Raw genomic sequence first — 12,423 nt, 5'->3', positions numbered from 1 at the left:
ACATATTGTTTTTGTAGTGGTACCTAACCTTTGGAGCACGCTTCAAATCTAGGGCACTAACGCAGTCCGTCTTCGCCCTTTACGTCGGAGGCAGCTAGACCGCCCAATCGTGCATGTATCCGTCCGCCTGTAGCCATGGCTAGGCCAAAGGCAATTTCACCACGACGAGGGCCGTCCCATACGGTCATCTCAGCAACACCGAAATGGCTACGAACGTATGCAGCTTGGATATGCCCTAGTGGGATCATCACTCGGCAGCCTGGGCCACCAATAGTCTTGGCCGCAGGGACGATCGCCTTCGGGTTGCCAAGCGCTTCGCGCATTGCCCAGCCACCTGCTTCGTGCCATACAGCGCCGTGCTCTAACTCACCGTCTTCACCGACGATTGCGCCCTTGCCGTAGGCCTGTACGTGTTTAGCTCCGCCCAGGGTATGGATCAGTTGCTCCGACAACTCTGCACCCAAGGCTCGCAGTTCCTGCATAAACGGCAGCAAGTCTTCTACATACTTACCTGCGTAAGGATTGGCGACCACAGCGGTGGCCACTGCAATCCGCAACGGGGCTGACAAACGAGGCCCGCCTTCGTGGAATACCTCTTCAACGTCCAGCTTGACCTTACGAACCATCACAAGCGACATGCGTAACCTCCAGAACCGAGAGCCTCATGGGCTCGCTATTTTTTTAAACCGGCCTTTTGCATTATGCATTTAATGATGTATGGTGCAAGAAGTTAGTTTTTGTGCACAAAAAAATAGGAGAGGCAAGATGAAGCTGATTTCGTACCGTAAAGAAGGAGAAGCCCATTTCGGCGCCGTGTCCGGTGACGGAGTGGTTGAGCTGACCAACCGTTTCTCGGAGGTTCCAGATCTCGCGACTTTTCTGAGCAACCCATCCTTGCTTCAGGAGGCGCGCCAGATCCTAGAGGCTGTGCGGCCTGACTATCCATTTTCAAGTATCCAGTTGGAATCAGTAATCCCCAATCCTGGAAAGGTGATTTGCGTAGGCATTAACTATGTTGCTCACGCTGAAGAGGCGGGCCGAAAGGTCGGCGAGTTTCCGGTCATTTTTCAGCGTTTTGCCGAAACTCTTTTGCCCCACGGTGAGCCGCTGGTAAGGCCTCGAGTCTCAGAGCAATTTGATTTCGAAGCCGAATTGGCGGTAGTGATCGGGAAGGGGGGGGCGCATATTGATCCGGCGGACGCGATGGATCACGTTGCGGGTTACACCTGCTTCAACGATGCCAGCGTCCGCGATTGGCAGTTCCATACGCACCAGTACGGCATGGGTAAGACCTTCAGAAAAACCGGTGCTCTGGGCCCTTGGCTCGTTCCGGCATCGGAAATTTCCGACTACCGAAAGCTGGTTGTGCGGGGGGTACTTAATGGCGAGCAACTGCAGGAGGGCAGCCTTTCGGAGCTTGCATTCGACATTCCTCATTTGATTTCGTATGTATCGAAAGCGCTTCCATGGAACCCTGGAGACATTCTGGCAACTGGTACTCCGAGTGGTATTGGCTTTAAACGTAATCCACCGATTTTTCTGAAGCCAGGTGATGTTTTTGAAGTGGTGATTACTGAGATTGGCACGCTGTCGAACGGCGTTATTGACGAAGCCTAAGCGTTGTCCTCTACACAATCATAAAAACTGGAGGTTCCAAATGTCAGCATTACCTACAATCAATTTCACCCACTCCGGTGTGTTTTGCGAAGACCTCGATCGGATGGTTGATTTTTACTGCCGCACTTTGGGTTTCATCGTAAGTGACAAGGGGGTCGCCTCAACAGGTCACCGTTTGTTTTTCATGACTCAGAACCCTGAGTTACATCATCAGGTCGTTCTCTTTGACGGCAAACCTGTCGACCTACCGTTCAACCCGATCAATCAGCTTTCGTTTCTCCTGAACTCCCTCGACGACCTGAAGACGTACTATCAATTCGCCAAGAAAAGCGGCATTGAAGGAATTGCTCAGGTGGATCACGGTAACGCCTGGTCGATGTACTTCAAAGATCCTGAAGGCAATCCCATCGAAATGTATGTCGATGCACCGTTCTACACTGCACAACCTTGCAAGGAGCCGCTCGATCTCGAGATGCCGACTGAGGCTATCCTCGCCCAGACCGAGGCCATGTGCAGGCGCCGTCCCGGTTTCCAGACTCGCGAGCAATGGAAGGAATCTATTCGGGCGAAGATCGAAGAGCAGCGCGTTCGTATCGGCTAATGGCATTTGGAGGGGCTACATAGCCTGCTCCAATCGGTGGTCGTTGAAGCCTGGTTGATGGTAGTGCAAAAGTCTGCTCATCAACCAGAAGTCGTAGTAGAGAAAAACAAAAAGCGGAGTAGACGATGGACTACGATGTCATCATTGTTGGAATGGGGCCAGTGGGGGCTCTGTGCGCAAATCTCGCCGGCATGTGGGGGCTGAGCGCTCTTGTCGTGGATAAGTCCGAGACGGTGTACACGAACCCTAGGGCCATGGGTTTTGATCACGAAGTGATGCGTGTGTTCGGTAACATTGGCTTGGCCGATGACATTGCCGAACATGTCATGCCTTATCGTCCCTCGGAGTACCGCACGACCGGTTCTCAGCTGATCAAACGCATTGATGCCGCGAAACCTCCATTTCCGTTGGGGTGGGCACCAAACTACGTATTCTCGCAGCCACCTGTAGAGCGTGCGCTGCGCAATAAAATTTCGGACTTCAAGTCTGTAACGGTAGAGCTCGGTTCGGAAGTTTTATCGGTTAATTCCACAGGTGTACAAGCTGATGTTCTCATCCAATCCAAGGATGGAACCGAGCGCACTGTGACTGCGGAATATGTCTTGGCATGTGATGGGGGCACCAGCCCGATCCGAACCCGTCTAGGGTTGAAAATGGAGGATCTCGCATTCGATGAGCCGTGGCTCGTCGTCGACGTGATCCTGAATGAAGGTGCGGGTGAGCATCTACCAAAGACGAATGTGCAGTTTTGCGAGCTGGCTAGACCTTGCACCTTTGTCGTCGGGCCGGGCCAACATCGGCGTTGGGAGTTCATGATCAATCCTGACGAACAACCGACGGAAATTTCCCAGCCAGAAGCGATCAAGAAACTGATCTCTCGTTGGTTGCCTGAGGGCGACTATCAGCTTTGGCGAGCTTCTGCTTATCGATTCCATGCACTGATTTTGGAACAGTGGAAGTCCGATCGAGTGTTTTTTCTAGGGGATGCCGCACACATGACGCCTCCCTTCCTGGCTCAAGGCATGTGTCAGGGAATCCGCGATGCTCTGAACCTGGTCTGGAAGCTCGCGCTGGTAAAAGGAGGTCTGGCAGCACCGGCCTTCCTGAATACCTACCAAACCGAACGGATTCCACATGTCCGCCAAACCACCATGGCAGCCAAAGAGTTTGGTGGTGTGATCTGTGAGCGTGACAACGAGAGAGCAGCAATCCGGGACGCGCGACTGATCCAGCAGATGACGGAAAATCCGGGAGGCACCATCAGACAAACGCTGATTCCTGGATTGTCGCAAGGTTTTGTCGCGCAAGTCGCTCCTGCCGGTGAGCTGTTTCCTCAGCCAATGGTCATCAACAATACGGGTAAAAAAGCTCTGCTGGATGAATTTACCGGGCAATCCTTTCGAGTGGTGATTGCGCCTGGGTTTGATGCTAGCGCGTTACTGAGATGTCTGCGCAGCAGCCAATCCCTTAAAGGTCTGCCCATTCAGGTCGTGCGATTGGTCACCTCTCAGCAGACTGCTGCTCGCACTGTTGATGACTATGAAGAGGTCGACGGCGTACTGGCACAATGGCTTGAGTGTCGAGGCTGCAATGTGGTCATCGTGCGACCGGATCACTACGTGTATGGCGGCGCGGTCACTGTCGCCTGGGCGATGGAACTGCTAGAGGGAATGGAGCTTGCCTTGTGGTGCAAGGAGCCTGAACAGGCTAGGCAGAGTAATGGCGGAGTTTGCGACACGACAATCAGGTTTGCGCAGGCGTAAATCTGCAAGGGGCAGTAGACCCTTCGCATTGCACTGTCCACGAAAGCAGTTGCGATGCGAAGGTTTTTTTGAGCTTGAATTCGACGTAGAGAACATCGAGTGTCGCCCCGAGTGGGGGGCGACAGGCTGTTGATTCAGTTATTGGAGCGTGGCTTGTTGGCGCTCTATAGCCTCGACAGTTCGGCCCAAAGTGCCTTGGATGTGATTGCGCAAGAGCGTCACCGCTTTCTCAGAATCGCGTGCAAGCGCAGCATTCATTAGCTCTTGATGTTCATTTCCCTTGTGCCTTGGAGTCTGGCGCTGCTTGGCTGAGAAGCGTCTGTAGCGCTCTGCTCTGTCGAACAGGGAGTCAACCATCTTCAACATCAACGATGATGGGCAGGCCGCGAACAGCGCAAAGTGGAAAGCCTTATGCCGGATTGACCACTCATCATCGAGTACGAGCACACCGCTTCCGAGTTTTTTCTCAATCAGGTTCAGGCGGTGAAATGCACCTAGCACATCGGCTTCCCAGGCATCGTCGCCATACTGAATGGCATCGCTTAGCGCTTCGCACTCGAGCAGGCAGCGCAATCGCGTAATGTCGCGAAAGTCTGTCGTGGAAATCGGAGCGACCCTGAACCCCTTGTTATCGCTGGCTTCGACGACACCGTCCTGAGTCAGTCGATTGAGGGCTTCACGAATAGGGGAGCTACTGAGTCCATAAGTTTTGGACAGTTCGGCCACTTTGAGTTTTTCGCCCGGGGCCAGCTCGCAACAAACAATCGCTTTTTTCATCTTCGTCAACGCGACATCGATCAGCGGACTGCCGGGAGAGGTGATCATGGTCGGAGTCATCCTAAAATTTGCACTAAATCGATTTTATGCGCAAAACCTTCTTTAGTGCAAAGGCTGAATGTCAAAATTGCTCATGATTTTTAACGAGCCGCAAGCAGAAAATCGTTGAGCATTCTTTCAGCGGCTTTGATTCGCCGTGCGCCCTATAACTGCTGGCTGCCCCCCTCCAGATTCACCTCTCCTACTGCTTTTAGCGCTCTCCGTCCTTTGAGCCCCCCCAGCCGGCCGACACCGGATGCCCATTCACGTCTCACCGCGTCGATGCGTAGAAATGCTTGCGCTCGAGAATCTCCTTGACTTTGAATTTGCCCAGGATTACGTTTTGTGCACAAAGTGATTTGCAGTGCAGTAAATATTGTTTTACGCACGATTATCCCATGCATAGGCTGACCACAAACCATAGGCTCAAGAGGTGCGTGATGAAAACGAAGCGGGTACTCGAGTTGGCAGACGCCGAATTGATGCTTGTGGCCTCCATGGAAAAAGCCACCCGGGAAAACTGGAAGGTTTCCATGGCCGTGGTTGATGAGGCGGGCTGCCTCATGACGTTCAGAAAGCTTGATGGCGCATCCGTCTCGTCTGTCCAAACGGCTATTGATAAAGCCCGCAGTGCCGCTCTTACACGTCGGCCGACGAAGTTTTTTGAGGACATGGTCGCCGAAGGTCGGTCAGGTGCTTCGATGATTCATGGTGTTTTTCCAATCGAAGGAGGACTTCCAATTGTTGTTGGGGATGAGGTCGTAGGCGGGTTCGGCGTCAGCGGTCTGACGTCGCAACTGGACATCGTTCTTGTGGAGGTTGGCTTGCAAGCGTTGACCACCCATCAAGACCGATAGAACGAGAAAGGACGGAGCAAGAACGGTACGCGGCACCTGATTTATTAGCAGCCAATGCTGCGAATGGATGACCTTTTACAAAAACAAAAAAACAGGAACATCTTCATGAAAACAGCCAACCAGCGGTTCTGCCCGTTGCCGGTTTCAAGCATCGCCTGTGCAGTCAGCGCAGCGATGCTGTTAAGTCTTTCAATGCAATCGCAAGCCTTCCAGATTGACACCGGCAATCCCGATCTTTCGGCGACCTGGGACAACACGATCAAGTACAGCAATGCATGGCGAGTGAACAAGCTCGATAGCAAGGTCGCTGCAGCTCCAGGCACGTCCAACGCCAACCCGAACCTGGATGATGGCGATCGAAATTTTGATCGCGGGCTCATCTCCAATCGACTGGATCTGCTCTCCGAATTTGACATCAAGTACAAAGATGTCGGGGCGCGTCTAAGTGCCGCTTCCTGGTACGACAACGTTTACAGTCATGACAACGATAACGACTCACCCGGCACCGCCAACTCGGTGAGCGTCGATCACGATCAGTTCACCAGTGACACACGTCGGATCCACGAAACGAACACTGAAATCCTCGATGCCTTCGTCTATGGCTCGAAGGAAATCGGTAGTACTTCGTTGTCTGGCAGATTGGGGCAGTTCACACAAATTTACGGTGAAAGCCTTTTCTTCGGTGCCAACGGTATTGCGAATGCGCAATCCACCGTCGACTTAGTGAAGCTGCAGTCAGTACCCAGTTCCCAGTTCAAAGAGATTCTGATGCCAACGAAGCAGGTCTCGGGCAACTGGCAGTTGAGCGATACAGTCAGCGTCGGTGCCTACTACCAATTCGAGTGGAACAAAACCCGTCTTCCTGCAGCGGGAAGCTACTTCAGCGGCGCGGACTTTGTCGGCGATGGGGGAGAGCGCGTTTTTTTCCCTACTGGTTCGTTACGTCACGGCAAGGACATTGATGCCAAGGACTCAGGTCAGTTTGGCGCTCAGCTGAAGTTTGCTATCGAGGACTGGGAGTTCGGTCTATACGCGGCCAAATACCACGAAAAAACGCCGGTTTTTTACTTCCGGCCAGCGCCACTGGTACCTGGAGCAGATGACACCTTCGTCAACGTTTATCCCGAGGACATCAAGGTCTTTGGCGCAAGTTTCAGTACTTTGGTCGGCGAAGCGAACATTGCCGGTGAAACGTCTATCAGGGTCGATACGCCATTGGCGGGTGTCGGTGGCACCATCATCACCGGCCTGGATTCCGACAACAATTCCAATCCGGCTTACCCCATTGGTCGCTCGTGGCATGCCCAAGTGTCGATGGTCAATGTCTATGGCGGATCGGCACTTTGGGATGGTGCTTCATTCGTCGGCGAGCTTGCATTCAACCGTCGGTTGAGCGTGACCAAAAATGCCGATCAGCTGGATCCCAACACAACGCGTGATGCCTTCGCACTGCGGTTCACCTTTGAACCTCAGTACTTTCAGGTCTTCCCAGGCATCGACGTTCAAGCCCCAATCACCATTGGTTACAACCCATCCGGGCGCTCATCTGTCACACCTCAGGCATTTGGCCCAGAGCATGGTGGGGATCTGACACTAGGTCTCAAGGCTGATTACAAGAAGCAATGGTACGCGTCCCTGAGCTACACCAATTTCTTCGGTGAGGCGGGGCCTGTCATCAACTCCTCCAACTCGTTCACCTACCAGCAAAACATGAAAGACAGAGATTTCGTGGCGTTTTCGATCCAGCGAACCTTTTAAGCAAAGAAGAGGCGGGCCCTGATAATGACAAAAATTAAACTGCTACTGCTTTCCACCCTGTCTATCTCGATGTGTGCCAACAGCGTATACGCAGCGGTGTCCCCCGACGAGGCCGCGAAGCTCAAGACTACATTGACGCCAATGGGCGCCGAAAAAGCCGGCAACGCCGATGGCTCCATTCCTGCGTGGACAGGCGGACTGACCAAAGATGTCGTTGGCCCTAAGTTTGGAGATATGCCAGCAGATCCATTCCCAGGCGAGAAGCCCGTTCTGCAAATTACCGCCAAAAATGCTGCGCAGTACGCAGACAAATTGAGCGAAGGTACGAAGGCGCTGTTGGCCAAATATCCCGACACCTTCCATTTGGATATTTACCCAACCCACCGTACTGCTGCAGCACCGGATAGCGTGTATCAAAATACATTCGCTAATGCGACCCGTTGCAAGACGACCAGCAACGGCTTGTCAGTGGAAGGGTGTTACGGTGGCATTCCGTTTCCTATTCCAAAAACTGGTAATGAGGTCATCTGGAATTTCCTTCTGCGCGTAGAGGCGGAATCAATTCAGATGGGGTACGCCAACGTCATTGGTAATGTTGACGGAACCCGGACGTTAGCAAGCCGTGGGGTCGAAAACTGGCAATATCCGTATTACTTCAAAGACGGAAGTGCTGATAAATGGTCGGGGCAGTATGCGCTGCTGCGCTTTTTGACCAACGAGCCACCGTTTAAAGCGGGTGAGTCGCTTGTGACGCACGACAGTATCAATGTCCAGGAACCGCGAGAGGCCTGGCAGTATCTAGTCGGACAACGCCGTGTGCGACGTGCTCCCACTGTCGGCTATGACACCCCCGATTTTGTAGCCTCGGGCGCTAACTACTTTGATGAGGTGCATGGCTTCATTGGCCATCCAGATCGCTATGACTGGAAGCTCGTTGGCAAAAAAGAAATGTATATCCCTTACAACGACAACAAGTTCAACGCAGAAAAACGAGACGACGCCTTCGTGGCTAATCACCTCAATCCAGACAAATTGCGCTGGGAGCTCCATCGCGTTTGGGAGTTGGAGGCCACGGTTGCACCGGGCAAACGCCATGCAGTACCTAAGCGCAAATTCTTCATTGATGAGGACAGTTGGACAGTGTCGCTAGTAGACGGATATGACGCTGAGGGCAAACTGTGGCGAGTCTCACAAGTGCTGCCATTTGTAGTGCCTTCCATTCCTGCGGTAGTGGTGAAACCTGTGGTGATTTACAACCTGCAAGCCAAGACGTACAGCGTCGTGCAGGGCCTGAACGGCGAAACCTATAGCGTTATCCCGCGCAAACCAGAGAACTTTTTTACCGGTAATGCGGTAGCGTCCGGGTCGGTGCGCTGAACCTCGAAACGGCTCATTCAATTTGTTCCATGGACGCAGTGTCAGTAACGCTGCGCCCATTGAACCGCATCTTCGAGGCTCTCAAATGCGCATTCAAATACCCAGACTTTTCCATAAATATCCGCTCAGGACACTCATGCTGAGCATGTTGATCATGCCGGCATACTTCTCCAGCACAGCAGTTGCACAACCAGATGGATTGCAGGTACAGCCTGCAATCACGAGTGAAATGGCTGCGCAGTCAGTGATGCTCAGCGTTACGCGTGCAGGGCAACGCCTGGTGGCAGTCGGAGAGCGAGGGTTCATCATTGTTTCCGATGACAATGGCACTAGCTGGTCACAAGTTGATTCCCCTGTCAGCGTGACGCTGGTCAAGGTTCGGTTCATCGACGATGTCGAGGGATGGGCCGTCGGACATGCCGGGGTTGTCTTGCACACTCGGGATGGTGGACTGAGCTGGAGCAAGCAACTGGACGGCGTCCAGGCGGCCGAAATCGAATTACAGGAAACCAGGCTGGCCACTGAAGGCTCCGAGGACGTTGAAAAGGCGCAAGAGCGTTTAGCTCAAGCACAGCAACTCGTGGACGATGGCCCAGACAAACCGCTGCTCGATCTTCTCTTCCTTGATGCCAAAAATGGACTGGTGGTGGGCGCTTACGGTCTGGCGTTTGTCACCCATGATGGCGGATTCAGCTGGCAATCGATCCGTTCCCGTATCGATAACCCAAATGGATTGCATCTCTACAGCATCGAACGGGTGGGAAGGGATCTCTTCATCGCCGGCGAGCAGGGCACTCTGTTGCGCTCAAGTGACGAGGGAAAAACCTTCGAGCCGCTGGCGTCCCCTTACGAGGGCACGACGTTCGGGCTCCAGGCGACAAACAGCAGTTCCATTTTGGCGTTTGGGCTTCGCGGCAAAGCGTTTGAGTCCAAGGATCGCGGCGATACCTGGCAGCCCCTCGACACCTTACAACCCGTCACATTGACCAGTGGGTTGCGTCTTGCCGATGGATCGGTGCTGCTCACCGATGAGTCGGGAAGGGTGTTGCGCTTCGCGAATGGCGATACCAAAGCGGCTGTCCTTCAGATTGCTCAACCCAGTTATTTCACAGGCATGGCGCAAGCCGCGAACGGCAACCTGATCATCAGTAGTGCACGCGGCATGCTGTCGTCCGCAGTTGCAGTGGACTCGCCGGAGCACGATCAATGAATAGCTATACTCGTTCTGCGGAGCATCACACCATCCCTCAGCCGGATGCTTTCGACCCATCCTCTGGCACCTTGGTTGAACGGCTTCTGTTCAATCATCGCAGCATCATTTTGGGCATTTGCGTGTTGCTCAGTCTGATACTGGGCTACCAGGCACTGAGCCTGAAGCTTAATGCTGCCTTCGAAAAAATGATCCCGACAGATCACCCTTACGTGCAGAACTACCTGAAAAACAGGGGCCAGTTGGGGGAAGGTGGAAACACCTTGAGGATTGCGATCGAGGCCAAACAGGGCAGCATTTTTGATGCTGCCTACCTTGAGACGGTCAAGAAAATCAACGATGAGGTGTTTCTACTTCCCGGCGTCGACCGCTCATATATGAAGTCCCTGTGGACTCCGGCGACCCGTTGGATCGGCGTAACGGAGGAGGGTTTCGATGGTGGGCCGGTCATACCTGACGATTACGATGGTTCTGCCAAAAGTCTTGATCAGGTTCGGCAGAACGTCGATAGATCGGGTGAAGTAGGTCGGCTCGTGGCGTCAAATTTCAAATCCAGCATCGTACTTTTGCCTCTTCAGGACATCACATCGGACGACGGCAAGCCTCTGGATTACAGCGCGCTTTCAGGCCAGCTCGAGCAGATACGGGCGAAGTACGAAACTGACAACATCGAAATTCACATCACTGGTTTTGCCAAGGTAGTAGGCGATCTGATCGACGGCATGCGACAAATGCAGCTGTTCTTCGCCGCGACATTGGTGATTTGCGGCATTGTGTTGTTCTGGTACACCCGTTGCGTACGCAGCACATTGTTGGTGCTGCTGTGCTCGATTATCGCTGTGGTCTGGTTGCTGGGGTTGCTTCCCACCCTGGGGTTTGATCTCGATCCTTACTCGATCCTCGTTCCGTTCCTAGTGTTTGCGATCGGGTTGAGTCATGGCGCCCAGAAAATGAACGGCATCATGCAGGACATCGGGCGTGGAGCCGACAAGCTCGTGGCTGCACGCTTCACCTTTCGCCGGTTGTTTTTGACCGGGCTGATGGCGCTGGTGGCGGACGCGGTAGGTTTCGCCGTGTTGATGATCATCAAAATCCCAGTCATTCAGGATCTAGCTGTCGCCGCGACGATTGGTGTTCTGACGCTGATTTTCACGAACCTAATTCTGTTACCGATTCTGTTGTCGTTCACCGGGGTCAGCAAAGCAGCTGCACAGCGTGAAGCGGCGAACGACAAGTTCTCGCAGCTAGATTCTTATCACACCCGCCATCCATTTTGGGCATTTCTGGATCGATTCACCGAACGTAAATGGGCGAGTGGTGCAATCATCGTCGCCGTGATTCTAGGAGTGGCAGGCTTTGCGGTGAGCCTTCATGTGAAGATCGGCGATCTGAATCCCGGGGCACCGGAATTGCGTCCTGAATCGCGTTACAACAGCGATAACCGCTTCATGGTCAGTAACTTTTCCGCCAGTAGCGACAAGTATGTAGTGATGGTGAAAACGCCCCAATACTACTGCGCCAATTACCAAACACTGGTGTCAGTTGATGCGCTGGAAGCGCAGCTTCAGCAGTTACCGGGAGTGGTCTCCACGACGTCGTTAGCGGCGCTGAGTAAGCAGGCGGCGGCCGGCATGAATGAAGGCAGCATGACCTGGTACGAGATACCCCGTAACCAGGGGCTGTTGAATGCAATCATCACCCGGGCGCCGCGAGAGCTGTTCAACCAGAATTGCGATCTGCTGACAGTGTATGTCTATCTGAAGGATCACAAGGCGGACACGCTCACCAGTGTGGTTCAGACAGTCGAACAGTTCGCGGCGACTCATAATTCGGATCAAATCCAGTTCCTCAATGCGGCAGGCAATGCCGGCATCGAAGCGGCCACCAATATCGTCGTGAAGCGTTCGAACGTGCAGATGCTGCTCATGGTGTACGCCGCCGTCATCGCGCTTTGCTTAATTACCTTCAGATCTTGGCGTGCGGTTGTGTGTACGGTTCTGCCACTGATGCTGACCTCCATTTTGTGCGAAGCCTTGATGGTCGGGCTTAACATCGGCGTGAAGGTCGCGACGCTGCCCGTGATCGCGTTGGGGGTGGGTATCGGTGTGGACTATGCGTTGTACATCCTCAGCGTGACACTCACCAATTTGCGAAATGGCAGTAGCCTGTCTGACGCTTACTACCTTGCGTTGCTGTCTACCGGCAAGGTCGTGGTGATGACGGGTATTACGTTGGGCATTGCAGTGCTCACTTGGGTGTTGTCGCCCATCAAATTCCAAGCTGACATGGGCATCTTGCTCGGGTTCATGTTCATCTGGAACATGGTGGGCGCACTGGTACTGGTTCCGGCACTGGCGCACTTTCTGCTCAAACCAAAATCTTTTCCTGTAACGGCGTAATTTCAAGCACGAGTGCGGATTCAGG

10 protein-coding genes are annotated in these 12,423 nt (G+C 53.5%); 8 read left to right on the top strand and 2 right to left on the bottom strand.

From position 1 onward, the window contains the following. Positions 1 to 56: 56 nt before the first annotated feature. The gene (locus KGB29_RS07075) at positions 57 to 638 is read right to left on the bottom strand and encodes an amino acid synthesis family protein (RefSeq protein WP_218534761.1); all 582 of its coding nucleotides are present in this window, start codon (positions 636 to 638) and stop codon (positions 57 to 59) included. Between the two features lie 127 nt (positions 639 to 765). On the opposite strand from KGB29_RS07075, the gene KGB29_RS07070 reads away from it, so the two are divergent. The 3 genes from KGB29_RS07070 (at position 766) to KGB29_RS07060 (ending at position 3,981) form a co-directional block, all read left to right on the top strand. Continuing rightward, positions 766 to 1,617 (top strand): fumarylacetoacetate hydrolase family protein, encoded by an 852-nt coding sequence (locus tag KGB29_RS07070; protein ID WP_223616310.1) that lies wholly within the window; start codon positions 766 to 768, stop codon positions 1,615 to 1,617. 40 nt (positions 1,618 to 1,657) lie between these two features. After that, positions 1,658 to 2,218 carry a VOC family protein gene (locus tag KGB29_RS07065; RefSeq protein ID WP_223616309.1) on the top strand — a complete coding sequence of 187 codons (561 nt, stop codon included), beginning with the start codon at positions 1,658 to 1,660 and terminating at the stop codon, positions 2,216 to 2,218. Between the two features lie 125 nt (positions 2,219 to 2,343). Further along, positions 2,344 to 3,981: a bifunctional 3-(3-hydroxy-phenyl)propionate/3-hydroxycinnamic acid hydroxylase gene (locus KGB29_RS07060; protein ID WP_223616308.1), complete on the top strand. Its 1,638-nt coding sequence runs from the start codon at positions 2,344 to 2,346 to the stop codon at positions 3,979 to 3,981. Between the two features lie 138 nt (positions 3,982 to 4,119). Here the strand turns inward: KGB29_RS07060 and KGB29_RS07055 are convergent, their stop codons facing one another. After that, positions 4,120 to 4,806: a GntR family transcriptional regulator gene (locus KGB29_RS07055; protein ID WP_223616307.1), complete on the bottom strand. Its 687-nt coding sequence runs from the start codon at positions 4,804 to 4,806 to the stop codon at positions 4,120 to 4,122. 431 nt (positions 4,807 to 5,237) lie between these two features. Here KGB29_RS07055 and KGB29_RS07050 point away from each other — a divergent pair, with 431 nt between their 5' ends. The 5 genes from KGB29_RS07050 to KGB29_RS07030 all read left to right on the top strand — a co-directional run bounded on the left by KGB29_RS07050 (position 5,238) and on the right by KGB29_RS07030 (position 12,398). Next, entirely contained in the window at positions 5,238 to 5,654 is a 417-nt protein-coding gene (locus KGB29_RS07050) for a GlcG/HbpS family heme-binding protein (protein WP_223616306.1), read from the top strand. Positions 5,655 to 5,759: 105 nt separating this feature from the next. After that, the gene (locus KGB29_RS07045; protein ID WP_223616305.1) at positions 5,760 to 7,412 is read left to right on the top strand and encodes a DUF1302 domain-containing protein; all 1,653 of its coding nucleotides are present in this window, start codon (positions 5,760 to 5,762) and stop codon (positions 7,410 to 7,412) included. 24 nt (positions 7,413 to 7,436) lie between these two features. Continuing rightward, positions 7,437 to 8,789 (top strand): DUF1329 domain-containing protein, encoded by a 1,353-nt coding sequence (locus KGB29_RS07040; RefSeq protein ID WP_223616304.1) that lies wholly within the window; start codon positions 7,437 to 7,439, stop codon positions 8,787 to 8,789. A 136-nt stretch (positions 8,790 to 8,925) separates the two neighbouring features. Then, positions 8,926 to 9,999: a WD40/YVTN/BNR-like repeat-containing protein gene (locus tag KGB29_RS07035; protein ID WP_263294428.1), complete on the top strand. Its 1,074-nt coding sequence runs from the start codon at positions 8,926 to 8,928 to the stop codon at positions 9,997 to 9,999. Further along, the gene (locus KGB29_RS07030) at positions 9,996 to 12,398 is read left to right on the top strand and encodes an efflux RND transporter permease subunit (RefSeq protein ID WP_223616302.1); all 2,403 of its coding nucleotides are present in this window, start codon (positions 9,996 to 9,998) and stop codon (positions 12,396 to 12,398) included. The genes KGB29_RS07035 and KGB29_RS07030 overlap by 4 nt, the downstream gene beginning before the upstream one ends. The last annotated feature ends 25 nt before the right edge of the window (positions 12,399 to 12,423 follow it).

This window comes from Pseudomonas sp. BF-B-30 (assembly GCF_019956305.1).
GTDB classification, from domain to species: domain Bacteria; phylum Pseudomonadota; class Gammaproteobacteria; order Pseudomonadales; family Pseudomonadaceae; genus Aquipseudomonas; species Aquipseudomonas jessenii.
Note: the sequence above shows the minus strand (reverse complement) of the source record. Positions and strands in the feature narration are given on the sequence as shown.

What these genes read in the sequence shown, in the direction of transcription:
- KGB29_RS07075 (WP_218534761.1), bottom strand. Translation starts at nt 638, where the DNA reads ATGTCGCTTGTGATGGTTCGTAAGGTCAAGCTGGACGTTGAAGAGGTA.
- KGB29_RS07030 (WP_223616302.1), top strand. Translation starts at nt 9,996, where the DNA reads ATGAATAGCTATACTCGTTCTGCGGAGCATCACACCATCCCTCAGCCG.
- KGB29_RS07055 (WP_223616307.1), bottom strand. Translation starts at nt 4,806, where the DNA reads ATGATCACCTCTCCCGGCAGTCCGCTGATCGATGTCGCGTTGACGAAG.
- KGB29_RS07065 (WP_223616309.1), top strand. Translation starts at nt 1,658, where the DNA reads ATGTCAGCATTACCTACAATCAATTTCACCCACTCCGGTGTGTTTTGC.
- KGB29_RS07070 (WP_223616310.1), top strand. Translation starts at nt 766, where the DNA reads ATGAAGCTGATTTCGTACCGTAAAGAAGGAGAAGCCCATTTCGGCGCC.
- KGB29_RS07035 (WP_263294428.1), top strand. Translation starts at nt 8,926, where the DNA reads ATGCTGAGCATGTTGATCATGCCGGCATACTTCTCCAGCACAGCAGTT.
- KGB29_RS07040 (WP_223616304.1), top strand. Translation starts at nt 7,437, where the DNA reads ATGACAAAAATTAAACTGCTACTGCTTTCCACCCTGTCTATCTCGATG.
- KGB29_RS07045 (WP_223616305.1), top strand. Translation starts at nt 5,760, where the DNA reads ATGAAAACAGCCAACCAGCGGTTCTGCCCGTTGCCGGTTTCAAGCATC.
- KGB29_RS07060 (WP_223616308.1), top strand. Translation starts at nt 2,344, where the DNA reads ATGGACTACGATGTCATCATTGTTGGAATGGGGCCAGTGGGGGCTCTG.
- KGB29_RS07050 (WP_223616306.1), top strand. Translation starts at nt 5,238, where the DNA reads ATGAAAACGAAGCGGGTACTCGAGTTGGCAGACGCCGAATTGATGCTT.